The organism is Bdellovibrio bacteriovorus (assembly GCF_001592745.1).
Lineage (GTDB): Bacteria > Bdellovibrionota > Bdellovibrionia > Bdellovibrionales > Bdellovibrionaceae > Bdellovibrio > Bdellovibrio bacteriovorus_B.
Map to the genome: position 1 here is coordinate 354311 of NZ_LUKD01000005.1, position 22778 is coordinate 377088.

A 22778-nucleotide genomic window follows, 5' to 3' on the forward strand; every position below is an offset into this window, starting at 1 on the left:
GGTCCCTATGCGTTTACTGATTCTTCTTAGTCTCACTTTCTTTTCTTTCATCACTCAGGCTTACGACGCTCCGAAGAACTTTTTTGAACTTTCAGCACCCAGCATTTCAGGCAAAAAGGTGAATTTCTCGACGTACAGAGGCAAAGTCGTGCTCGTTGTAAACACAGCTTCGCAGTGCGGGTTCGCGCCTCAGCTTAAAGAACTTGAAGATATGTACAAAAAATATGCAGATCGTGGCTTCGTCGTTCTGGCATTCCCTTCCAATGACTTTAAGCAAGAAAAGGGCGAAAACTCCGAGGTCCAAAAATTTGCAGAGAAGGAATACGGCGTCACCTTCCCCTTTTTCGATAAAGCTCCGGTCAGCGGCAAAGACAAACAACCCGTTTATCAATTCCTGACGGAGAAAAAGCCGGGCCTTCTTTTCAAAGATGTCGGTTGGAATTTTGAAAAATTCCTCATCAATCGTCGTGGCGAGGTGATTGAACGCTGGGGTTCGATCACAAAACCTTCTTCCGACAGCATCACAAATGCCGTTGAAAAAGCGTTGGCTGAGCCGCTATAACTTCGACAAAATCTAGGGATGTTTCAGAGTGAGACAAAGAGCGAAGACTGGACTTCGTTTTGATACTTTTTTTTGAAGTTTTGCCCTCTTTTATTCGATAATATTCAGAGGGGGACCTTGTGAAAACCGCATCCACTTTTCAGTTCATACTTCTGGCTTTCCTGCTGGGCGCATTGGCAGTTCCAAATCTCGCGCAAGCTCAGTCCGATCACAAATCCTATCTTCTTTCGCAAGTAGATCCAGATGAGGCTTACGACCCATTCACGGACTACAGTGAGTTCGATGAAGAATCCGATGAAGAAGCTGACATCAACTTTTTCCGTAACGGGCGCTTCTTTACAATTGGTCTTGCCGGCGGTTATCGTGGTTTCACGGGGAACTTTGCGGACTCTTACGAGGCAGCACCTACTTTCGGAATCTTCTTAAGCTATTTCTTTGATCTTCGTTTGGCGATGACTTTAGGTTTTCAAACCGGCGACCACGCCGTTAAGTTTACCGTCAACAACCAATCTAAAACTTACACTGGGAACGTCTCGATCACCTCAGTGAATGTGGATTTGAAGTATTACTTAAACACTCAAAACGTCACTCGCGGTCTTGCGGATTTAAATCCTTACATCCTGGGTGGTCTTGGACAATTCTATCGTACTTACACGATCTCGGGACTTGATGGATTCTCGCGCGATTCCACTATGGGTTTTGATGTCGGTGCAGGTTTAGAAATTCCTTTGATGCGCAAAAAGGCTTACTTAGGAATTCAAGGGACTTATCACTACGTCAACTTCAGTGACGAAAACAAGTCTTACGTGGACGGTTCTGAAAAGCTTGATAAAAACCTCACGGGTGACTTTTATAACTTCCTCTTTATCCTGGGAATGAACTTCTAATCCCGTTTAAACCTGGTTTTATGAAAAGGCTCCGAATACGGAGCCTTTTTTATTTTAAGACTTATCAATTCGCAACGTGACACCCGAGACGACTTTGGTAAGCATAATAAAATGAAAAACATCCTTTTTCTTATCTCTTTATTTTCCTCCTATTTCAGTCAGGCTCAACTACTCATCGAAGATCCGGTCAGTTTGCGATCCATGGAAGTCCAGGGCGTCAGCTTTTCAGAAGTTTTATTCGCAACAAAACTTACTAACAACAAGGATCTTTTCGCGCAGACAGAATATAAAACTTTAGTTACCGACCTCGAAACGGATCTTAAAGCTCTTCAGGCCGCAGATGTAAACCTCGGACCTTCGATGAAGTACAGTCACCGTCTTTTCGATGTACGCTGGCTTCAATCTTCATCCGCCCGCTTTGAGCTCGTCGGCATCGTAAACCGCATGGACCGCGCCATCTTTAATCCTGGAACTTGCGGAGAGCTGCGTTTGATCTACCGCCTTTCTTACGAAAAAAACCAAAACGGCGTTCTGATAAACTCACGCCTTCCTATGACGGCAAATGCGGTCTTTAAGCTTCCCCTTAAAGACTCCTGCAAAGAAATCGCGAGTCAATGGACCCAGATTAATACGACCACTATTTTAGAATGGACGAAAAAATCGCAACTGAAATCCTTAGAACTTAATTTGCAGTCTGTACGCTGGCCTTCAACGGTTCGTGGCGACATGGGAGGACACGCAGAATATTTTATGCGCGTTTATCACGTCGCCAATAACGGCAAATGGATCCCTGCGCCTTTAGAAAACACACCGGATGTCGACGCTTTAAATACCAATTCGCAATTAAAACAGGAACTTTTAAGCTGGCTGTTAAGGCCGGAACAAATTCAAGCCCTCGACAAGGGAGTTTTAAATATTCCCGAAAAATTCTTAGCGCGCAAAGTGAGCTCCTTTGCTCTTCACGGAATGAATCGACTGGCGAATCGGCCTTTTGATTCGGTATTTAAGAAAGAAGATTTTCAGAATATCGACTATAGCAAACTGACCCATATCTATGGAGCTTCGTCATTCCGTCGTCGTTTGAATGATATGAGTTGTGCTGGCTGTCACCAAGGCCGCACAATTGCCGGGTTTCATTTTCTAGGAACCGATCACGCAAAAACTGTATTTGCGAACTCGATTTTTTCTTCGCAGTCTCCCCATATGATTGATGAGATACCACGTCGAAGAAAATATTGGTCCGCGCTCCTAGAAGGAAAGACAGCCGACCCTTCTCGTCCCTTTTCAGAAAGAGATCCTCTTAAACCCGGCGCCTTAAATGCTCACTGCGGCCTTTCTTCGGAATACAAGGCTTGGACTTGTGCCGCAGGATTAAAATGCACGGCCGTTGTCGCTCCAGAAAAAAATGTTGAAATTGGAGAATGCCTTCCTGAAACCCCCATTGCGGGAAACCCTTGCGAGCCCGGATTGATTTCTCAAACCCGCAACGCCCACAAGGACGGATTAAAACCGCTTGCAAAAACCACTTGTGGTTCTGGGATGTTTTGCGAAACCACTCGCGTGGGATTTCCCGGCGGCATGTGTTCCGGTGGATGCGCAGACTTAAAACCTGGAGAAACTTGCGGAGCTATCGCCGTTCTTGTTGGATTTAATAACTGTCTTGCGAAATCTCGCCCGTTCTCACAGTGCTTGGCAGAGAATACTCGCCCCGGAGCTTTGCAAGCCTGCGACAATCAAACTGCATGTCGTGCGGACTACATCTGCATGAAGACATCCAGCGGGAAGGGTGCGTGCATTCCGCCGTATTTTCTTTTCCAACTGCGAGTGGATGGTCACCCTTCGCCGATTTAATTATTTAAAGAAGACACCAATCACCTGCATCAAAAGACCAAGAACGATCACGGCAGGTGCGGCCCAGCGCAAAGTGAAGCGCCAATGCGGATACATAGTGTAAGAAACGAACTTTTCTTTATCGATAAAGCTGAGTTCTTTTTCTTTTTCTGTAGTTCCGATGTTGTAAGCAATCAGAATACTAAGAGCAACCAGCGGCAGAGCCCAATTGATTAATAAGGAATCTAAAGACTCAATCACTGAGCGGCCCGCAACTCGAACTTCTTTAAATACCGAACTTGAAAGCGCCGGCAGGATAGTTAGAACCAATGCGATAAGACCCGAATACCAAGTGGCACGACCGCGCTCCATGGTCTTTTGTGCATCCACCCAGTTAGAAACAACAACTTCTAAAAGACCAATACTGGCATTCAGAGCAGCCATGTAAAGGCAGGCAAAGAACGCCAGACCAAATAGAGTCCCCCCACGAATTCCCAAAAGATAACGCGGTAAAACTTCAAACATCAACGCCGGGTCTGTCAGAGGAACATTCGTCGCTTGGAAGGCCACGGGAAAAATCATCACCACGGCAATTAATGAAATTGCCGTATCGACCAATGTTACACGAAAGCCCGCCGTGGGTGCGTGATCTTCTTCACGCATGTAAGAACCAAAGGTCACCATGGTTCCAAAGCCGACAGACAAAGTGAAAAACACGTGTCCCAAGGCATGATTCAACGAGGACCAGGTCAATTTTGAAAAGTCAGGATAGAAAAGGAAACGCAAAACTTCTGGCGTGGAAGGCAAAGAAAAGGAGCGCATCACCAGAACAAACACTAAAATTGCAAATAACGGCATCGTGTAGCTGATGAACTTTTCAAGACCTTCTTGAACACCCTTTACTACGACAACAACCGTGATCAGCAAATGCGCACTGGCCAACATCAACTGAAGCCAGCCGTTTCCCATAAGTGCCGCAAGATTTGTTTTTGCCGTGACCATCTCTGGGGGACTGAAAAGAGAAATCATGAACTGGGTCATAAAGTGTAAAACCCAACCACTGATCACAGCGTAATAAGAAAGAACAACAATACTGAGAATGACAGCCAAGCGTCCCGCCCAGCGAAAGCCTTTACCGGCTTTTTGACTGAGCTGCTGGGTGGCGACGATCACGGAACGACGGCTGTTTTTACCCATCATCAATTCCGCAATCAGCATCGGAGCGCCAATCGCTAGTGACAGAAACACGTACATAAGAATGAAGGCTCCGCCGCCATTCTCGCCGACTACGTAAGGAAAGCGCCAAAGATTACCTAGACCACAGGCAGAGCCAATGGCCAAAAGGTAAAATCCAAAGCGCGTTCGCCACGAGCCGCGTTTCATCATTACTCACCACCACGACGAGACTTCATACAGAAGATACGAATCGGCATCCCGTGAAGATCCCAACGCTCTTTGATATTTTTGATCAAGAAGCGACGATACGAATTTGTCACACCATCCGGATGATTCGCAAAGGCGATAAACGCCGGTGGACGTTGATAAGTTTGAGTCAGGTAATAGAACTTCACATTCGTTGTTCCCCAAACCGGAGCTGGAGCTTTACGAATGGTCTCAAAGAAGAAATCATTCAACTCTGATGTCGGAACACGGAAGTTCATTTGATCAGAGACCTTTTCAATCATATCAAAAAGATCACCCAGACCTTGTTCCGTCTTCGCGCTTGTGAATACGACGTGGACATCTTTAAAGAAGTGGAACGTGCGTTCTACTTGTTCGCGGAACGTTTTACGATATTCAGGAACTTCTTTACCACCAAGATCTGATTTGTTGGCAACTAAGATCACGCCTTTATGGTCTTCCAAAATCGCCTGCATAATGCGCGCATCCTGATCCGTAGGTCCGATAGTTCCGTCAACCATCAAGAGCACAATATCAGCGCGACGGATGGCCTCTTGAGATTTAAATGCTGAAATGATTTCTAGATCTTCTTCACGCTTCGCTGATTTACGAAGACCTGCAGTATCAACCAAAGTGTACTTTTTGCCGTTATAGATAAACGGAGAATCGACAGAGTCAATCGTCGTACCGGCAACGTCAGAAACGATCATGCGTTTTGCACCCAAGATGGCGTTGCAGATAGAACTTTTACCTACGTTGGGCTTACCAACGATGGCGATATTCATACCCTCTTTCACCGTTCCTGGATTATCCGGAATTTGTTTTGTCACCCATTCAAGGATGTCAGAAAGACCACGGCGTTGCTCAAAAGAAGCCGAAATAATATCGACACCAAACTCATAGAAATCAGCTTTCGCCATTTCTTCGTCGCTAACTTTGTCGACTTTATTGATCACTAAAAGAAAAGGTTTTCCTGTTTGTTTGGCGACACGAATGATGTCACGATCTTCAGGCACTAAACCCGCGCGACCATCCATCACCGCGACGATCAAATCTACAGAATGCAAAAATTCTGTCACCTGCTCACGGATCAGCTTTGAAAAAATATCTCCGGCTTCAGTAATACCGCCGGTGTCGATCAAATCAAATTGCTTACCCCAAATATCGACAGGCTCAATGATAATATCACGAGTCACACCGGCTTGGTTTTTCACCACGGCTTTACGAGTTTCCGTGACGATATTGAACAGTGTTGATTTTCCTACGTTCGGGCGGCCGATAATGGCCACCTTGGGCGCAAACTCAGTTTTCAGATTTTGTTGCATAGCCCAACTCCTTCATCATTCTTTTGTTCTCAAACCACTCAGGCTTCGCGATGACTTGAAGGTCGAGGAATACTTTTTCACCCATTAGTTTTTCAATTTCTTTGCGGGAATCCATGCCGATTTGCTTAATCACTTTGGCTTCTTTACCAATCACGATGGCTTTGTGACTGTCTTTAGATACGATGATCTCCGCATAAATCTTTGGAACTGGTGTCGCTGCTTCATCAAATTTTATGATACGTACAGCCAGTGAGTACGGAATCTCTTGATGTAAAGATTCAAAACACTTCTCACGGATAATTTCAGAAGCCATTTCACGCACATTTTCGTTCGTGAAAAGTTCGACGTCGTAAAGAGGTGCCGGTGTCTCTGGAAGAAGTTCTAGGAATTCAATCAACATTGCTTCACGCTCTTCTTGATCATCCTTAGAATCTTTAACAGAAACTGACATGGCTTTACCACCACGGTCTTCAATCATCTTTTTAAGAATCAAAACACGGTGCGCTTTTTCTTCGATATCTGCTTTAGTCACGATACCGATCCAAGGTTTTCCGCTTTTAGAAACTAGATCTAAGATCTTTTCCGCATCTTCTGGTTTTCCTTCATCAACACTGACGATAGCCAAAAGAGCATCTGAATCCGCGATCACTTCTTCAGCTTCTTTTGCCAAAAAGCTATTCAGACCTTTATCAGCCTTAATGATACCGGGAGCATCAACAAAAACGATCTGTCCTTTGTCTGTACTCCAAATACCTAAAATACGACGGCGAGTCGTTTGCGGTTTCGCCGACACGATAGAGACTTTTTCATCCACAAGGTAGTTCATCAAAGTGCTCTTCCCTGCGTTGGGTTGTCCGATCAATCCCAAAAATCCTGCTTTATAACCCATTTTAATTCGTCTCCTTATACTTCATTTCCAGGGCTTGTTTTGCCGCAGATTGCTCTGCATTTTTCTTACTGCGCCCTCGCCCCTGGGCCCAAACATCATCTTTAATCTTCACGCACACCAAGAACTGTCGGTCATGAGGCGGTCCTTCTTCAGCTAAAACCTCGTAGCGAGGTGTTTCTTTGAGGGACTTTTGCACCAGTTCTTGAAGGCGCGTTTTATAATCTCGTTCAAAATCTTCAGTGCCGCACACTTTTTCAGTGAGCTTCGTGAATTCGCAGCGAATGAATTTCTTCGCCGCTTCAAATCCCCCATCTAAGTACATCGCACCGACGATGGCTTCAAAAGAAGAGGCAATAAGTCGGGGCTTTTGTGCGCCTCCGGTCAGTGTTTCCCCTTTGCCTAGATGCATGAGTTTGTTTAACTCCATATCAAGAGCCAGTTCGGAAAGAACTTCTTCATTCACTATGCTAGCGCGCTTTTTTGAAAGCCCGCCTTCGGTATCTTCCGGGAACTTTTCAAAAAGAAATTCGCCGACGACTAAATCTAAGACCGCATCGCCTAAGAATTCTAATTTTTCGTTGTGCTCAGTCGCATTTTTAAGCTCATTGGCGTAGCTCTTATGAGTCAAAGCTCGTTGCAAGAGGGCTTGGTTTTTAAATGTATACCCTAGCCTCGTTTCAAGATTTGTCATGGAACCACCTCGCCTAACAAATGACCTTCCATATGTTGTTTATTGGAATGATCATAACCCGAAATCTTCACGTCGATTTCTTGTCCTGCCCAGTGATCAATGAAGCTCTCGGCCCCTAGAATCTCCACGGGCCAGTAATCATGACTGAGGCCCTGACCACCTTTAGCCGCATTTTTGAGAATCAATACTTTCTTAGTTTGACCGATTTGCGACTTCGCGAGTTCCGAGTAACGAGAAAGGCTCAACTCACGCAAGCGAGCTGCGCGCTCGGCGCGAACATGGGGATAAACTGACACATCCATCGCAGCGGCACGGGTGCCTTGTCTTTCGCTGTAAGGAAAGACGTGGATTTTAGTCCAAGGCGTTTGCGCTAAAGTATTGTAAGTATCTTGGAATTGTTCTTCGGTCTCTGTGGGGAATCCAACGATCACATCCATACCGACAAAAGAGCCAGGCACTTTTTTAGCAATCGCATTTAAAGACTTCACCACATCATCTTGTGTGTATTTGCGCTTCATATGAAAAAGCACATCCGTATTCGCACTTTGAATGCTCATATGAAAATGAGGACACATACGTGGATCTTGATAAAGCTCTAAAAGTCTTTCAGAAACTTCAACGGGTTCCAAGCTGGAAAGACGGAAACGAGGCATTTTTGTGCGCACCAAAAGATTTTCGATCAAATCTTCCATCACATACTTCTTGCCGCCCACTTCGTCTTCGTAATCACCAATGTGAACGCCCGTAAGCACGACTTCTCTCGAACCTTCCGCGTAAAGTTCGTTCACGCGATTGACAAGATCTGCCACTGAAATAGAGCGGCTCTTACCACGAGCGTACGGAATAATACAGTAAGTGCAAAAGCTATTACAGCCATCTTGAATCTTTAAGAAAGTGCGTGTGTGGTGTTTCTCAATACCGCCACCCGCTTCTAAATCTTCTTTTTTAAAGATGTTCGATTTAAAGACCTTTTCCGTAAGTTCACCGCGGAAGTGTTTATTTAAAAGATCTGGCAAAGATCCTTTATGAGAGTTGGCAACAACCAAATCCGCGCCCGGAAGATTAGAAAAAGACCCCGTATCCACTTGCGCAGCACAACCTGTAACCACGATCGTGCAGAAAGGATCTTTTACTTTCAGACGACGGATATAACGAAGCGCTTCTTTTGTCGCCTCCGCCGTCACTGCACACGTGTTAAGAACATGAACGCGCGCGTTTTTCTCTCCAGAAATCACCGGAGCAAAACCATGGGCATTCAAGTTCTTTTGGATCAAGCCCGTATCGTAAGTATTGACCTTACAACCAAAGGTGTGGACCTGATACTTTACAGAGTGATCCATCCGCCCCCCACCAGTTGTTTGTTGCGATAAAACACCGCCGCTTGTCCTGGCGTCACAGCACGTTGTGGCTCTTGGAATTTCAATCTATAGCCTGTTTCCGTTTTGAAAACTTGCGCCAAAGAGCCTTTGTGCTGATAGCGAATCTTCACACTCATCACTTCACCATCTTGAACTTCGTCCAAAAGTTTTGGATCAACAACCGTTACTTCAAGAGCATGCAGATGAGATTCGTCACCGACCCAAACTGTATTGTCTGCGGAATCAATTTTGATCACGAAAAGTTTTTCGTGGTGATCCATACCCAGGCCTTTACTTTGACCGATTGTGAAGTTGTGAATACCTTCGTGAGAAGCCATCACTTCACCGGCTGGATAGCGTTTGATCAGACCTTTTTTAGATGCCAGGATGGTTTTATCGACTTGGCCTTTAATAAAATTCTGATACCCCTGATTACCCACAAAACAGATACCTTGAGAATCTTTCTTACGAGCTGTGACCAAGCCACGGCTTTCTGAGTAAGCACGCACTTCAGGCTTTTTCATATCCCCTACAGGGAATAACAACTTAGGAACAAGCTCTGGATCAATTGTGAACAAGAAATACGTTTGGTCTTTCCAATCATCTGTTGATGTGTGAATAGAGGCTTTGCCATTTTCATCATAAACGATTTTTGCGTAGTGACCTGTAGCCAGATAATCACACTCAAGCTCGCGCATTTTTTTAACCAAGTGATCAAACTTCAAGTACGTATTGCAGTTCACGCACGGAAGCGGTGTCTGTCCTTCAAGATAAGCTTTAAGAAAAGGATCGATAACCGCCGCACGGAATTTCGCTTCGCAGTTTAAAACATAGAACGGAATGCCCAGACGATCTGCTACAGCGCGAGCATCATCCACATCGATGCTTGAGCAGCAAGTCCCATTCCCTTCTTCGATATCACAAGTCGAGTAATCCCAGACTTGCATTGTCGCCCCAATAACTTCGTACCCCTGTTCGACCAAGAGCGCAGCCGCGGCAGAACTGTCCACGCCTCCGCTCATAGCAACAAGGACTCTCCCTTTAGACATGGCAAGAATCTCCTTCGTTGTTGTTCAGTGATCGTAGCCTAGCCACTACGACCTTTAATGCTTCAATAAAACCGTCGACTTCTTCTTGAGTCGTGTCCCAACCTAGACTGACGCGCAAACTGTTTTGCGCTTCCGCACGTGTTAAGCCCATCGCGAGTAACACCGGACTGGGCTCGGGATTTCCGCTGGAACAAGCGGCCCCTGTGGAAACCGCATACCCTTTGATATCCAAAGACATCAACATGGTTTCGCCATCCACTCCGTTTAAAACCAAAGAGCTTGTGTTCGGAAGACGTGCCGTCTCCCCTGCGGTGATCGTGACTTCTTCGATTTCTGAAAGAATTCTTTTTTCCATGTAGTCACGAAGCTTCGTCAATGTTTCCACTTTTTGTGGAATCAACGAGGCTCTTTTAGCCACCACTCCCAAGGCACCAATGCCCAGAGTGTTTTCCGTGCCTCCCCGACGATGTCTTTCTTGACCACCACCATGAATCAAAGAGCTGACGTTATTGCCTTTACGCGTGTAAAGAACCCCGGTTCCTTTGATTGAGTAAAACTTGTGACCCGAGAAAGAAGCGAAGTCCACACCCAGCTCTTGGACATCAACTGGGATTTTTCCAAAACCTTGAACAGCGTCCGTGTGAAATAAAGCTCCTTTGGCATGCGCCATCTCAGCCATGCGTTTGATTGGAAACAAAGTGCCGGTTTCATTGTTCGCCATCATCACGGATACGAGAGCTGTTTCTTCGGACAAGTGAGCCTGATAAAATTCAAGATCGATTTCGCCTTGGCGATTCACTGGAATGTAATCCACGCGCGCACCCAACGACTGCAAGTGCTGCATGGCCTTCATGATACTCGGATGCTCGACCGTCGTTGTCATATAGTGCGTGCGACGACGTTGTTCTGCGGTGAGGAATTGCGCCGTTTGATAGTAATCAAAAAGGCCTTTAAGTACGGTGTTGTTCGCTTCACTGCCACCCGAGGTGAAAACAATTTCCAAAGGACTTGCATGAATCGCATCTGCCACAGCTTTACGGGCATCACGAAGAATATTCTTCGGCATACGACCACCCCAGTGAATGGAACTAGGATTTCCCCAAGCTTGCGCAAGTTCAGGCAAAGCTTCAAGAACCTCTTTGCACACAGGAGTTGTGGCGTTGTGGTCGAAATAATGAAAGACACGGCTTTGATTCATAAGTTCGGGGAAACTAGCATACTTCTTAAGTATTGAAAACTTCTAAGAATATTTGCGGTTTTGAGCCGTCTAATGCGTTAACAGAAGTGGAAATTCTACACCCCCTAAAGTGCTTTAAAAAGGGGCTTTTTCCGACCGAAGCTAGACTAGACCTCGGATTCTTAATGTTCTGGCCTAAAATTCCGATAAAACCCTAGATGAGTATTCATGCCTGGTTTGAACATTTTAAAGAGCAACTTCAAGGACTTACCGAATCTTTTGAACAGAGCGGTTCGAATTTAAGCCTGTTGGGTTATGCTTTGAAGGAACAACGCCTCAGCTCTGAGCTGTATTTAAACTGGGCACAAGATCACTACAAACTACCAAAGCTTCAGTCACGATTTTTTACAGAGACTTCCGTTTCCCAGGAAATGTTCGCAAAGTGGGCGACCCATTACCCGTGGTCTGCGGAGTGTCTGCCTGTGGCGGAGTGGGATGGCTCACTCATCGTAGCTTGTCTTCAACCGCCACAGGATTTTCCTCAAACACCTTCGGCGATTTTAGTGCTGGCGCACTTTGACAGTCTAGAACAGGTTTGGGAACAGTTGCATCCTCGTGCGGCAGCAATACCTGCGACCGCTACTACTCCTGTCGCTGCTTCACCTGCGGAAGAAGCTCCGGAAGGCATGGATTTCTCTGTTGCCACGGTCACAAAACAAGGCCCTAAAGACAGTTTCTCCTTCGATGATTTAGCAGTTTCTGAAAATGAAAATGCAGCTCCAAGTTTAGAACCTCTTTCTTTGGATCAAAACACATCAGAAGAGGGTTTAGACGGTTTGTTTGACGGCCCGACTGTGATTCGTCTTGAAGCTTTGTCGACAGCAGAGGCGCCTTCGTCAGAAGCCCCTGTTTCTGCAGAAGCTTCTAGCGATTCCATCGTTGTTGAATTTTCTGAAGGCTCCGAGCCAAAAACTCAAGTGGACGAAGTGGCTTTAACTCCGGCAGCGACATCTGCCCCCGTTGTTGAACCACTGGTGGTGCAAGAAGAAAAAGCGCCGGTCGTGGTGGCAGTGAATGAAGCTTTGGGTGGTAAGAAAATCCCGCCACCACCGCCAAAATCAGAGATGCCTCCTCCCTTTGAGGATAGCTTTGGTAATAAGCCGATTCCAATCGTTCCTCGCCCTGCGGGTGTAGCGAAACCCACAATCAATCCTGTGGCTTCCGGGAATTTTGCTTTGGAAAGAATGAAAAAGAAAAATGCCGCGATCTTAAACGAAAGAGTGAAACAGATCTTAAGTGAAATGAAAGTGCATTTTGAAAAGTCGATGATTTTAACTTTGGATGAGCAAGAAACTCAAATGACGGCCTTTGCTTGGGACGAAAACTTCCAAGGCATGAAGGACACATCCATGCGTTTTCCTCTACACACTCCAAGTATTTTTAACATCGTGGCTTCAACACAAAAGTCTTTCCACGGTTACATTTCTTTAAATGAAATCAACGAGAAGTTCTTCGAAGACTGGAATCAGGGACGCATCCCCGACCACGTCACAATTTCTCCGATCATTATCAACGAAAAATTGGTAGGAATGCTGATGGGCTTCGCGGAAAAAGCCGCCTACAACAAGGTCTCATTGAACTTGGCCGAAAAGCTCTCTGTTGATTTCGTCAAAGGCCTCGCCGCCTAAAGGTGCCTGCTTCTTTTTTGGGTCTACACCGCATCAATTACCGATGCCCCTACATTTTTTTGAAAACCGAAGTTAAAATTTACCTATGAAAAAAGCCCTTTTAGTTATTGATCTGCAAGTTTGTTATTTGAAAATGAATGCAACGGAAGAAGCGGCGGCGAAAGCCATTTCGAAGGTCAATCAACTGACAGAGAAAGCATTGAAAGAAGATTTCGATGTCTTTTACATTCAGCACTTCTTTGATAAGGGTCCTGAAAAATGGGTTCTCAAGTGGTTCTTTAAAGGCGCCGGCTTACGCGCTGACCCCAACGCCATCTTTGATCCGCGCTTAGAAATTCGTAATTCCCAGATTCTTCAAAAGAATACGGAAAATACTTTTGCATCGACGGATCTTCATCGCATCTTGCAAGAAAAAGGCATTAACGAAATCCACATTGTTGGGCAGGATGGTACAGCCTGTATTCAGGCAACAGCCTATGGCGCCCTCAAACTCGGTTATTCAGTGAAGCTCGTGGATGAAGCTATCCTGAGTGGCTCTCCTAAAAAGTGGGCTAAGATCAAGGCCGACTTGATCACTCGCCCTCATTGCGAGTTGATTTAAATCTTTAGAATCACCGTTTATAACCAATTAATGGCCTCTGACGAGAAGACCTTTGTCATAAGTTTATACACCAGAGGAAATTCTTCTCTATGAAGGGAATCCTTGGATTCTCAGAGGTAAAAGTTTTAAAACTCTCTCTATGAAAAAAACGCTCTTCTTATTATTTTTTCTTCTTCCCCTTTCCGTCTTTGCCGATCTTCAAATCCGAGTGATCAGCGTTCATGACGGCGACACCTTAACGGCGACTGGCGTTTCAGACTCACAGAAGTACAAAGTTCGCCTGTTGGGAGTCGACACCCCGGAAGTGGATTTCTATAAGAGCACTCAAGGTGACGTGGCCCTTAAAGCCCGCGATGTTTTACTGAAATTAGCTCCTGTAGGTAGTATCCTCACTCTTTCTGAAGACAGTCAGGTCGACAAGCATGGCCGTGTTCTAGGTCGCTTATTGAGAAACGGAAAAGATATTAATATCGAAATGCTTCGTCTGGGTTGGGGAGCGATGTACTTTATCTACCCATTCGATAAGCGCGTTGTTTCTGATTACAGCAAAGCTTCTAAGGAAGCCTTCGACAACAAACGCGGCATTTTCTCAAACGAATTCAAAGGCACAGAAATTCCTTACGAGTTCCGCATGCGAGTTCAAAACCAAGTCGGTCGCAATGTCATCGGTGATTTCGAACTTAAAAAAGTCCTTCCACCTGAAGACTCCGCCAATATTCCCGTCTGGAAAAGAGTCTTTTTCCCCAGCTTCGAACAAGCCTACAAAAACGGCTACAACTAAAAAATCTTGAGCGGACCCAAACCAAAAGGTGCCAGGGGACTTTTGGCATTTTGATGCGGTGTAGACCCGAAAAAGAAGCAGGCACCTTTTAGAGGGTGTGGGTTTTTAGTTTTCTTTCGGTGTCGGAAAGTTTTTGGAATTGGACTTCGATTTTTTGCCAGTTCATGGGTAGGTATTCGTAGTCCAGGCGGTTTGCCCATTCGATGATGATCAGGGATTTTTGCTGACTGAAAAGATCCCAGAAGCCTGAGCTTTCAAGATCGTCGTCGTCTTTGAGGCGATAAAGATCTAAATGATCCAAGGCTTGGCCTTGTTGGTTTTCATAACGTAAGTGAATCGCAAAAGACGGAGATTGAACATCTCGCATTCCTAGAATCTCTGCGATCAGTTGGACTGAAGTGGTTTTACCAGCTCCGACATCACCGCTCATTAATAAAATGCAGCGATCTTTGAGAGCTGGCAAAATTTCTTTCCAGAACTCTTTAAGTTCAGCGAGATTTCTCACTGTTCTTTCGGAGTTTAAAACTTCAGACATTACTTTAAGATCTTTCTCATCTTGCGCACGGATTCTTGAAGGCCGTCTTCAAGAGCGTAGCAAATCAAAGAGTGCCCGATATTCACCTCCTGAAGGAAGGGAAGTTTATTGATCAGCTTTGAGTGATGATAATCAAGACCGTGGCCGGCGTGAACATTCAAACCTAAGTAGTTCGCCCACACAGCAGCATCTACCAAGCGCTTCCACTCTTTTTCTTTTTTTGCACCCGTTAGCAGAACCCATTTTCCCGTGTGCAGTTCAACAGCATCCGCACCGATTTCATAAGACGCTTCAACTTGTTCGATGGAAGGCTCAATAAACATCGAAATTTCAATCCCGATACGCCCTAGTTTTTCAACCATCGGCGCCATCTTCTTAAAGCCTTTCTTTACATCAAGGCCACCTTCTGTTGTTAGCTCCGCTCTTTTTTCAGGAACAAAGCAAACCCAGTCAGGACGATATTTCTTCGCGAATTTCACCATCTGCGCGGTCGCAGCCATCTCTAAATTAAGAGGAACCGGACACACCTTAGAAAGTACTTTAAGATCTTCTAACTGAATATGGCGGCGATCTTCACGCAAATGAATCGTGATCTGTTCTGCGCCACCTTTAACCGAGGCTTTAACGGCGTCGACAAGATTAGGATAAGGCGTAGTTCCGCCTCTCACTTGGCGAAGAGTTGCCACGTGATCTACATTCACACCCAAACGAATTTTATGTTTCATACTATGATAACTCTTTTTCTAAGAAGGAGGCGATCTCTTCAGCAAACTGACTGATTTGTGTTTTATTAGATCCTTCCACCAAAACACGAATCACGGGTTCTGTTCCTGAGAAACGCACAAAGACGCGGCCTTCGCCGCCTAATTTCTTTTCAATACTTGCAATCAAACTGTCGTAGCCTGCAATCTCATGAAGCTCTGTACGACGTTTCACACGGCAATTGATAAGCACTTGAGGCATGTCCTCAAACACACGATTCAGTTCACTCATCTTTTTACCGGTCTGTTTCATCACCGCAAGAACACTCAAAGCCGCGATACAACCATCACCCGTAGTCGTGTGATCTAAGAAAATAATATGGCCGGATTGTTCACCGCCCAGGTTGTAACCATTTTTTCTCATCTCATCGACGACGTACTTATCACCAACGCCTGTTTTCACAAGCTTGATGCCGGCCTCGTTCATGCGCTTTTCAAGACCGAAGTTCGACATTTGCGTCGCGACCAACGTGTTCCCCTTAAGAAGACCACGCTCTTTCATGTGAAGAGCACAGATCGCAAGGATGCGATCCCCATTTACGATCTCCCCTTTTTCATCCACCATGATCACGCGATCGGCGTCACCATCAAGACTGATTCCGACATCCGCGCGATATTGAATCACAGCTTCAGAAAGTTTTTGTGGATACAAAGCACCGACCTTGTCGTTGATGTTTGTGCCATTTGGATCGTCACCCAATTGAATGACTTCCGCACCCAGCTCTTGGAACACGGACGGAGCCACTTTGTAAGAAGCGCCGTTCGCTGTATCTAGAACGATACGCATTCCATCTAGCGTGTACTCTAAAGGGAAAGTGCCCTTCACATAAACGATGTAACGACCTTGGGAGTCTTCGATACGCTTTGTGCGACCGATGTCCTTACTTGGAGGAAGAAACTCCGTCAGGTCTTCTTCAAGCACCAAACGTTCGATTTCTTTTTCCATCGTATCAGAGATTTTAAAACCATCCGGACCGAAAACTTTAATACCATTGTCATGGAAAGGATTGTGAGAAGCGGAGATAACAATACCTGCCGCCGCTCTCATCGTGCGAGTTAAATACCCGATACCCGGAGTTGGAAGTGGACCTACCAATTGAACAAAAACACCCATGGAGTTTAAACCACTCGCTAGAGCTTGCTCGATCATATAACCCGAAAGACGCGTATCTTTTCCGATAACTACTTTACGAGGTGTCACTGCCGGAGAACCGTGAGTTTCTTTTTGTAAGAGATACCCAATTGCCTGCCCGATTTTAACCACCATATCCGGAGTCATGGGCCACTGATTTGCCGTACCGCGAATGCCGTCGGTACCAAAAAGCTTTGCTTTCTTTTCCACTTTACTGACCTTTTTGTTCGTCATTTGTCTGACCTCTCACTGGAACCACTTCGGCTTGAATCTGATTAGGCCGCACGCCGAGGATTCTTACGCCCAGGGGAACTTCTATCTTATTCAAAGGGATGTCTACATAAACCACCCCTTCACCCTTTTGTGAAATATCAAGTGTGATAGCTTCAGATAGGGAACTCTCCAAGAATTTTTTCAAGGAGGAACGCGGCCCAGAAACTTTTACTTTGATGTGGTCTGTTGTCTGCGCTACGACCTGCGTCCCTGGAGCTGTGATAAGCTCAACATCGATGTTCTTACTAAGAACAAAGTCACGACGTCCTAGTATGGTCAGCCACAAAATCAAAGAGATAAAAAGTGCGACCACTTTATAGCTGAAATTTTCGGTGACGATATTGGACCAACGACGTTTCACAGAACCTCCCCTTGTTGAGAGAAGGCTTTGTATTTAAGGCCGAAGGTTTCATAAAGAGCCTTGCGGATATCGCCCAATTCGACATTCGGGCTTAAGTGACCACCTTGTACGATACCGATAGATTTATTTTCTTCAGAAACCACAAACACCAAGGCGTCTGTTTCTTCTGTTAATCCGATGGCAGCACGGTGACGTGTGCCCAGGTTTTTATCTAAAGCCGGATTTTTACTTAAAGGCAAAAAACAGCCTGCGGAATGAAGCTTGCCGTTACGAATAAGAACCGCCCCATCATGCATGGGGCTTTCTGGATGGAAGATGGACGCCAGTAACTCCGCTGAAACTTTGGAATCCATTTCCGTTCCAAATTCAATGTGATAGTCGATCACGATTTCACGCTCAACCACCACCAAGGCGCCGAAACCTTTTTGCGCAGTTAAGATGATGCCTTTCGCGATCTCTTCGATGATTTGCGTTTCTTGAATTGTCGAGGCGTCATTGAAGAAAGGATTGCTTCCAATGTGCGCTAAAGCACGGCGAATCTCGCCTTGGAAAAGGACGACCACGATCACAAAAAGATTTGAGAAGAACTTTTCTAAGATCCAATTAAACGTAAAAAGTTCTAGCCAAATACTCAGGATGTACCCGATGGCTAGAACTCCAAGACCGGAAAGCATTTGGATGGTGCCCGTTCTTTTGATCAGAACCAGGATCCGGTAAACCACCATCCATACTAGAAGCATATCGACAGCATCTTGCACGCGCAGATGCTGGACGATAAATATCAAGTTGTCGACAAACTGTTGCAACATCAAGATGCCTCTAATTATTAAAACGTTCTACTAAAAGCTTCGCGAATACTAGATAGTCACAGGACCCGTGTTGCCTACAGGATCAGATCCCGAAGAATCTTTTTTACCCGCCGTCACCACAGCACCTAAACCGCCACCATCTCTTTTGTTGTTACGGTATTTTTCAATCTCCGCAACAGCCGCACCGTTCACAAGCATTTCTACTTCGTGACCGTCGATAGTTTCGTACTCAAGAAGGGCGTTCGCCAATCTTTCAAGAGCATCTTTGTAATCCGTCAAGATACGCACCGCTGTGGAGTATCCTTCGTTGATGATCTTAGAAACTTCCGCATCGATCTCTTGCGCTTTTGATTCAGAGTAATCTTTATGCGTGTGACCGTACTGCATTCCCAAAAACACAGGACCTTCACGTTTTTCAAAAGCCAAAGGACCTAACTTACTCATACCCCATTGGCAAACCATGTGGCGAGCCAAGTCTGTTGCGCGCTCGATATCGTTACCAGCGCCCGTTGTGATGTCTTTAAAGATCACTTCTTCAGCGGCACGACCACCAAACAAGAAGGCAATCATGTTTTCCGCTTTTTGTTTCGACAATGAAACGCTTTCTTTTTCAGGCAATGTCTGTGTCACACCCAACGCCATACCGCGAGGAATGATTGTTACTTTATGAATTGGATCAAGGCCTGTTAGTTTTTTACCAACCAGCGTATGTCCTGCTTCGTGATAAGCCGTCACGCGCTTATCTTCGTCAGAGATAACCATGGATCTTCTTTCAGAACCCATGATGACTTTGTCTTTGGCTTTTTCAAAGTCTTCCATATCCAAGTATTTTTTATCTGTGCGAGCGGCGATCAATGCCGCTTCGTTCACCAAGTTCTCAAGGTCAGCACCCGAGAAGCCCGGAGTACCACGAGCAATCTTAGACGGTTCAACGTCAGGACCCAATGGAGTCTTACGCATGTGAACCGTTAGGATTTGCTCTCGACCTTTAAGGTCTGGCTTATTCACAACGACACGGCGGTCGAAACGACCTGGACGAAGAAGAGCGGGATCGAGAACGTCAGGACGGTTCGTCGCTGCGATCAAGATAACACCTTCAGAAGATTCGAAACCATCCATCTCAACAAGAAGCTGATTCAGAGTTTGCTCACGTTCGTCGTGACCACCACCCATACCAGCACCACGATGACGTCCTACTGCATCGATCTCGTCGATGAAGATCAAACATGGAGCATTCTTTTTACCTTGCTCAAACAAGTCACGAACACGGCTCGCACCCACACCCACGAACATCTCAACGAAGTCAGATCCCGAGATTGTGAAGAATGGTACACCCGCTTCACCCGCAACGGCGCGAGCCAGCAATGTTTTACCTGTTCCCGGAGGACCTACTAGCAAAACACCTTTAGGAATACGACCACCTAATTTTGTGTATTTTTTTGGATCTTTGAGGAAGCTGACGATCTCTTGCAAATCTTCTTTAGCTTCATCCACGCCTGCCACTTCTTTGAACGTCACACGATTTTTGTGCTCCGTTAAAAGGCGCGCGCGGCTTTTGCCGAATGACATAGCTTTACCACCGCCGACTTGAATCTGGCGCATGATGAACAAGAACATCGCGACGATCAAAATCAATGGCAACCAGTTCACAATCAAAGATTGGAAGAAGCCACCGTTGTCAGCACGTTCGTAGTTTGGAGTAATACCGTTTGCTTGAAGAAATTTATAACCCTCATCTTGAGTGTTACCGATAATGGCAAAGTGAGTTCCATTATATTTCTTTTCAAATTCCGGTTTCATTTCACCGACAATTTCACTTGTGTCCTGACGGAAAGTGACAGTCGCAACTTCACCAGCTTTCACAGCCTCTGTGAATTTCGAGAAGTTAAAATCAGCAATCACTTTTTGGTGCTTACTCTCATAGGCCTGAAACAGAAAGACAGCCATAATGATGAGGAAGAACCAGAGTGCTAGCGTTTTTTGAGTAGAGCGCATTTCAGTTCCTTTCAAACGAGGTCTAAAGTCACCCTTGAGGGTAACACGGTTTAAGGGTCACAAACACCTCTCAAATCAGGACTGGACCTTAATTTGCTCTGCGTTAACTTCCCAGTGGCATCCGCCGACTTTGAATGTGATCACTTTTTGTGACTTGTCCAGGCGCTTTTGTATTTCTTCGAGATGAGACTGCGAAAAATCTTTTTTTCCTAGAGCAAATAAATATTGCGCTAGCAGTCGTTTTTGTTCGAAGGGGCTTAATGTGAGATAAAAACCCCGAGATAAGCCCTGTGTCTTATAAGCCTCATTTTGACTCAAAAGATCTCCCCAAGCGCGATTTTCCATCTCAAGCGCAATGGTTTCTAAAGAGCGAGCTAATGACGAAGCAGCTCCTCGCGAACGCTTCTCTAAAGCTTTCAACCAATCCTCGCGAATCCAGTTGCGCAGAGGGTCCAGTTTGTCGTTGCTAGGATCTTCAAAAATGCGAAGCTTTTCTTCGCGCAGATATTTTTTTAATTCTCGCTTTGTGATTTCCAAAAAGGGACGAAACTTGTCGTCTTTTAGGACATGCATGGCTTGAAATCCTTGGGACCCCGTACCTCGTATCAAACGCAAAAGTCGAGTCTCCAAAAGATCGTCTCGATGATGTCCTGTAGCAAGAATTTGAAAACCTTGTTCCTTCATGAGGCGGGTTAAAGCTTCGTAACGCAGCTCGCGATATTCTGCTTCTGATTTTGCTAAGACGGACGATTTTAAAGGGAAAAATTCAATGCCTAATTTAGTGCACAGTTTTTCGCAAAAGATTTGGGCTTCCTTGCGATACTCTTGATTGGAATCTTCACCATGATGAAAGTAGCACGCCCCTAAAAGTTCTTTCTTATGAATTTTCGAAAGCACGCGCAAAAGCGCGACCGAGTCCGTCCCACCCGAAAGAGCCACCAAAATCTTTTTCTCATTCAGCGAGTGTGTTTTTACTAATTTCCACACGTGATGATCTAAATCTTGCTTGGCTCTTTTTAGTTTCACTCTTACTCCCCGGCCACCGCCACCGTTTTGATATTCACGAATTCCAGAATACCAAAGTGCCCCAGCTCTCTTCCATAACCCGACTCTTTCACTCCTCCAAAAGGAATGCGCGGGTCCGACTTCACATAATCATTCACTACGACAAATCCGGCCTGCAACTCTTTTTCCACAAGCTCTTTGCCTTTTTTTAGGTCACTTGTGAAGATGCCACCGCCCAATCCATACGGAGATGAGTTTGCGAAATCCAAAGCTTCCTGTGTGCTTTTTGCAATAATGATCGAAGCCACGGGTCCAAAAACTTCTTCGGCGTGAAGTTCGGGGTGATTGTTTTCGAAGACGATCACCGTCGCAGGATAATAAGCTCCCTCACCTTGCGGCGCTGTGCCACCAAGAACGACTTTACCACCCCAGGATTTGAGCTTTTCAACTTGCTCGATAATTGTCTTTTGGAACTTTTTGCTCGCAAGTGGTGCGATTTCTGAGGCTTTCATTTCATTCACAAAGTGCTGAATAAAATCCTTCGCGATTTTTTCATGCACGATAAATCTTTTTCCCGCCACGCAGCTTTGCCCACAATTTACCAGACGCGCCTTCACGCACGTTTTCGCGGCCATTTCAACATCGGCATCCTCAAGAACGAGATAGGCATCACTGCCACCCAACTCAAGAACAATTTTCTTTAAATTCTTTGCCGCCTCGGTCGCTACAGATCTTCCGCCGTTGGAACTTCCAGTGAAAGTCACCCCTCGCACATTTTTATCTGCAATCACTTTGGCCGCGACTTCATGATCCACTTGGATATTTCTTAAAAGTTTATATCCCGATGTCAGATCTGAAAAAATCTGCCCGACCATCGCAGCTGTTCCTGCCGTCAGATCTGCGTGTTTTAATAGGATGACATTCCCCGCCATCAACGCGGGGGCTGCAAATCGAATCGTCTGCCACAGAGGAAAATTCCAAGGCATGATACTAAAAACCACGCCCAAAGGTTGAAAACTCACCTCGGCCGTTTTGTAAGGAGATGAAGCAGCCACTTGATTTTTAAGCATGTGAGCCGCCTCTTTCGCATAGTATTCACAAGTGACAGCGCACTTTTCAACTTCCGCTTTTCCTTCCGCGATCAGCTTTCCCATCTCGGCATTCATCATTTGCGCGAGTTCCGTTTTATGCTGCCGAAGACTTTGTGCAAGTTTATTTAAAACGACGGCGCGCTCTTCGAAAGAAGTCTTACGCCACTTGCTAAAATCCTCACAAGCCCCTTGAATGGCTTTTTGCGATTCTTCCCAAGATGTGTGTTGATAGGTTTTTAGAGTTTCGCCGGTGGCAGGATTGACTGTGGAAAATGTATTCATGGCAGGCCTCCTTCAGCAAGGCTGCCACAGAATTTTCGATTTTAGGAGAACTAAAGAGTTGTAAATACTTGGGTGAACGAATAAACGAGGCCCAATAAAAATGCCCCCGTCATCGACCCCCAAGCCATCGACTTATAGAATTTGCCAAGCTGCATTGCTGCGCGCGCATAAGGTCTTTCGGACGCCAAAAGCGGAATTGGTTTCACCACCGTTCGAATGAACTGGTGACAACACAAACAGAACAGCACAACTGAAATGACGCTTAAGATTTCATTTTCCATGTCCGTCTTGTCGG

Annotated in this window: 22 protein-coding genes; 6 read left to right on the forward strand and 16 right to left on the reverse strand. The window is 45.6% G+C overall.

Translation table 11 applies throughout. From position 1 onward, the window contains the following. Positions 1 to 7: 7 nt before the first annotated feature. From AZI87_RS12330 to AZI87_RS12340, 3 genes are all read left to right on the forward strand, one after another. On the forward strand, positions 8 to 562 hold the full coding sequence (locus AZI87_RS12330) for a glutathione peroxidase (RefSeq protein ID WP_081112217.1): 555 nt from the start codon (positions 8 to 10) through the stop codon (positions 560 to 562). 119 nt (positions 563 to 681) lie between these two features. After that, complete coding sequence (locus tag AZI87_RS12335) at positions 682 to 1449, forward strand: outer membrane beta-barrel protein (protein ID WP_063207479.1); 768 nt, start codon at positions 682 to 684, stop codon at positions 1447 to 1449. 111 nt (positions 1450 to 1560) lie between these two features. Then, complete coding sequence (locus AZI87_RS12340) at positions 1561 to 3300, forward strand: hypothetical protein (protein WP_063207482.1); 1740 nt, start codon at positions 1561 to 1563, stop codon at positions 3298 to 3300. Here AZI87_RS12340 and AZI87_RS12345 read toward each other — a convergent pair whose 3' ends face one another. Genes AZI87_RS12345 through AZI87_RS12375 form a run of 7 tightly spaced genes read right to left on the reverse strand, consistent with a single transcriptional unit; the run spans position 3301 to position 11190 of the window. Then, positions 3301 to 4665 carry a sodium-dependent transporter gene (locus tag AZI87_RS12345; protein ID WP_063207485.1) on the reverse strand — a complete coding sequence of 455 codons (1365 nt, stop codon included), beginning with the start codon at positions 4663 to 4665 and terminating at the stop codon, positions 3301 to 3303. Next, positions 4665 to 6005: a ribosome biogenesis GTPase Der gene (gene der / locus AZI87_RS12350; RefSeq protein ID WP_063207488.1), complete on the reverse strand. Its 1341-nt coding sequence runs from the start codon at positions 6003 to 6005 to the stop codon at positions 4665 to 4667. Before der ends, AZI87_RS12345 begins: the two co-directional genes overlap by 1 nt. After that, on the reverse strand, positions 5983 to 6894 hold the full coding sequence (gene era / locus AZI87_RS12355) for a GTPase Era (protein ID WP_063207491.1): 912 nt from the start codon (positions 6892 to 6894) through the stop codon (positions 5983 to 5985). Before era ends, der begins: the two co-directional genes overlap by 23 nt. A gap of 1 nt (position 6895) precedes the next feature. Continuing rightward, entirely contained in the window at positions 6896 to 7585 is a 690-nt protein-coding gene (gene rnc, locus AZI87_RS12360) for a ribonuclease III (protein WP_063207494.1), read from the reverse strand. Continuing rightward, the gene (gene mtaB, locus AZI87_RS12365) at positions 7582 to 8925 is read right to left on the reverse strand and encodes a tRNA (N(6)-L-threonylcarbamoyladenosine(37)-C(2))-methylthiotransferase MtaB (protein ID WP_063207497.1); all 1344 of its coding nucleotides are present in this window, start codon (positions 8923 to 8925) and stop codon (positions 7582 to 7584) included. Before mtaB ends, rnc begins: the two co-directional genes overlap by 4 nt. Next, complete coding sequence (gene mnmA, locus AZI87_RS12370; protein WP_253696781.1) at positions 8910 to 9992, reverse strand: tRNA 2-thiouridine(34) synthase MnmA; 1083 nt, start codon at positions 9990 to 9992, stop codon at positions 8910 to 8912. Before mnmA ends, mtaB begins: the two co-directional genes overlap by 16 nt. Next, a complete protein-coding gene (locus AZI87_RS12375; protein ID WP_063207500.1) occupies positions 9985 to 11190 on the reverse strand; it encodes a cysteine desulfurase family protein in 1206 nt (401 codons plus the stop codon). The genes mnmA and AZI87_RS12375 overlap by 8 nt, the downstream gene beginning before the upstream one ends. Before the next feature lie 197 nt (positions 11191 to 11387). Between AZI87_RS12375 and AZI87_RS12380 the strand changes: the two genes are divergently transcribed. The 3 genes from AZI87_RS12380 (at position 11388) to AZI87_RS12390 (ending at position 14239) form a co-directional block, all read left to right on the forward strand. Continuing rightward, complete coding sequence (locus tag AZI87_RS12380; protein ID WP_063207503.1) at positions 11388 to 12857, forward strand: hypothetical protein; 1470 nt, start codon at positions 11388 to 11390, stop codon at positions 12855 to 12857. An 85-nt stretch (positions 12858 to 12942) separates the two neighbouring features. Beyond that, a complete protein-coding gene (locus AZI87_RS12385) occupies positions 12943 to 13458 on the forward strand; it encodes a cysteine hydrolase family protein (protein ID WP_063207506.1) in 516 nt (171 codons plus the stop codon). Between the two features lie 139 nt (positions 13459 to 13597). Further along, positions 13598 to 14239: a thermonuclease family protein gene (locus AZI87_RS12390; RefSeq protein WP_063207509.1), complete on the forward strand. Its 642-nt coding sequence runs from the start codon at positions 13598 to 13600 to the stop codon at positions 14237 to 14239. Positions 14240 to 14327: 88 nt separating this feature from the next. Here the strand turns inward: AZI87_RS12390 and tsaE are convergent, their stop codons facing one another. The 9 genes from tsaE to AZI87_RS12435 all read right to left on the reverse strand — a co-directional run bounded on the left by tsaE (position 14328) and on the right by AZI87_RS12435 (position 22764). Then, the gene (gene tsaE / locus AZI87_RS12395; protein WP_063207512.1) at positions 14328 to 14774 is read right to left on the reverse strand and encodes a tRNA (adenosine(37)-N6)-threonylcarbamoyltransferase complex ATPase subunit type 1 TsaE; all 447 of its coding nucleotides are present in this window, start codon (positions 14772 to 14774) and stop codon (positions 14328 to 14330) included. Then, a complete protein-coding gene (locus tag AZI87_RS12400; RefSeq protein ID WP_063207515.1) occupies positions 14774 to 15499 on the reverse strand; it encodes a pyridoxine 5'-phosphate synthase in 726 nt (241 codons plus the stop codon). Before AZI87_RS12400 ends, tsaE begins: the two co-directional genes overlap by 1 nt. A 1-nt stretch (position 15500) precedes the next feature. Next, positions 15501 to 16877 carry a phosphoglucosamine mutase gene (gene glmM, locus AZI87_RS12405; protein ID WP_081111028.1) on the reverse strand — a complete coding sequence of 459 codons (1377 nt, stop codon included), beginning with the start codon at positions 16875 to 16877 and terminating at the stop codon, positions 15501 to 15503. Between the two features lies 1 nt (position 16878). Then, on the reverse strand, positions 16879 to 17301 hold the full coding sequence (locus AZI87_RS12410; RefSeq protein ID WP_063207518.1) for a hypothetical protein: 423 nt from the start codon (positions 17299 to 17301) through the stop codon (positions 16879 to 16881). Continuing rightward, on the reverse strand, positions 17298 to 18110 hold the full coding sequence (cdaA, locus tag AZI87_RS12415) for a diadenylate cyclase CdaA (protein WP_063207521.1): 813 nt from the start codon (positions 18108 to 18110) through the stop codon (positions 17298 to 17300). The genes AZI87_RS12410 and cdaA overlap by 4 nt, the downstream gene beginning before the upstream one ends. Before the next feature lie 48 nt (positions 18111 to 18158). Then, positions 18159 to 20105, reverse strand: a complete 1947-nt coding sequence (gene ftsH, locus AZI87_RS12420; RefSeq protein ID WP_063207523.1) for an ATP-dependent zinc metalloprotease FtsH — start codon at positions 20103 to 20105, stop codon at positions 18159 to 18161. A gap of 75 nt (positions 20106 to 20180) precedes the next feature. Then, on the reverse strand, positions 20181 to 21131 hold the full coding sequence (gene tilS, locus AZI87_RS12425; protein ID WP_063207527.1) for a tRNA lysidine(34) synthetase TilS: 951 nt from the start codon (positions 21129 to 21131) through the stop codon (positions 20181 to 20183). A gap of 2 nt (positions 21132 to 21133) precedes the next feature. Further along, positions 21134 to 22483, reverse strand: a complete 1350-nt coding sequence (locus tag AZI87_RS12430) for an NAD-dependent succinate-semialdehyde dehydrogenase (RefSeq protein ID WP_063207530.1) — start codon at positions 22481 to 22483, stop codon at positions 21134 to 21136. A gap of 50 nt (positions 22484 to 22533) precedes the next feature. Continuing rightward, positions 22534 to 22764, reverse strand: a complete 231-nt coding sequence (locus tag AZI87_RS12435; protein ID WP_155722562.1) for a hypothetical protein — start codon at positions 22762 to 22764, stop codon at positions 22534 to 22536. Positions 22765 to 22778: the final 14 nt, after the last annotated feature.

Excerpts from the sequence above, each read along its gene's own strand:
- AZI87_RS12330 (WP_081112217.1), top strand. The coding sequence starts at position 8 with ATGCGTTTACTGATTCTTCTTAGTCTCACTTTCTTTTCTTTCATCACT.
- AZI87_RS12340 (WP_063207482.1), top strand. The coding sequence starts at position 1,561 with ATGAAAAACATCCTTTTTCTTATCTCTTTATTTTCCTCCTATTTCAGT.
- AZI87_RS12345 (WP_063207485.1), bottom strand. The coding sequence starts at position 4,665 with ATGATGAAACGCGGCTCGTGGCGAACGCGCTTTGGATTTTACCTTTTG.
- der (WP_063207488.1), bottom strand. The coding sequence starts at position 6,005 with ATGCAACAAAATCTGAAAACTGAGTTTGCGCCCAAGGTGGCCATTATC.
- era (WP_063207491.1), bottom strand. The coding sequence starts at position 6,894 with ATGGGTTATAAAGCAGGATTTTTGGGATTGATCGGACAACCCAACGCA.
- rnc (WP_063207494.1), bottom strand. The coding sequence starts at position 7,585 with ATGACAAATCTTGAAACGAGGCTAGGGTATACATTTAAAAACCAAGCC.
- mtaB (WP_063207497.1), bottom strand. The coding sequence starts at position 8,925 with ATGGATCACTCTGTAAAGTATCAGGTCCACACCTTTGGTTGTAAGGTC.
- mnmA (WP_253696781.1), bottom strand. The coding sequence starts at position 9,992 with ATGTCTAAAGGGAGAGTCCTTGTTGCTATGAGCGGAGGCGTGGACAGT.
- AZI87_RS12375 (WP_063207500.1), bottom strand. The coding sequence starts at position 11,190 with ATGAATCAAAGCCGTGTCTTTCATTATTTCGACCACAACGCCACAACT.
- AZI87_RS12380 (WP_063207503.1), top strand. The coding sequence starts at position 11,388 with ATGAGTATTCATGCCTGGTTTGAACATTTTAAAGAGCAACTTCAAGGA.
- AZI87_RS12385 (WP_063207506.1), top strand. The coding sequence starts at position 12,943 with ATGAAAAAAGCCCTTTTAGTTATTGATCTGCAAGTTTGTTATTTGAAA.
- AZI87_RS12390 (WP_063207509.1), top strand. The coding sequence starts at position 13,598 with ATGAAAAAAACGCTCTTCTTATTATTTTTTCTTCTTCCCCTTTCCGTC.
- tsaE (WP_063207512.1), bottom strand. The coding sequence starts at position 14,774 with ATGTCTGAAGTTTTAAACTCCGAAAGAACAGTGAGAAATCTCGCTGAA.
- AZI87_RS12400 (WP_063207515.1), bottom strand. The coding sequence starts at position 15,499 with ATGAAACATAAAATTCGTTTGGGTGTGAATGTAGATCACGTGGCAACT.
- cdaA (WP_063207521.1), bottom strand. The coding sequence starts at position 18,110 with ATGTTGCAACAGTTTGTCGACAACTTGATATTTATCGTCCAGCATCTG.
- ftsH (WP_063207523.1), bottom strand. The coding sequence starts at position 20,105 with ATGCGCTCTACTCAAAAAACGCTAGCACTCTGGTTCTTCCTCATCATT.
- AZI87_RS12430 (WP_063207530.1), bottom strand. The coding sequence starts at position 22,483 with ATGAATACATTTTCCACAGTCAATCCTGCCACCGGCGAAACTCTAAAA.
- AZI87_RS12435 (WP_155722562.1), bottom strand. The coding sequence starts at position 22,764 with ATGGAAAATGAAATCTTAAGCGTCATTTCAGTTGTGCTGTTCTGTTTG.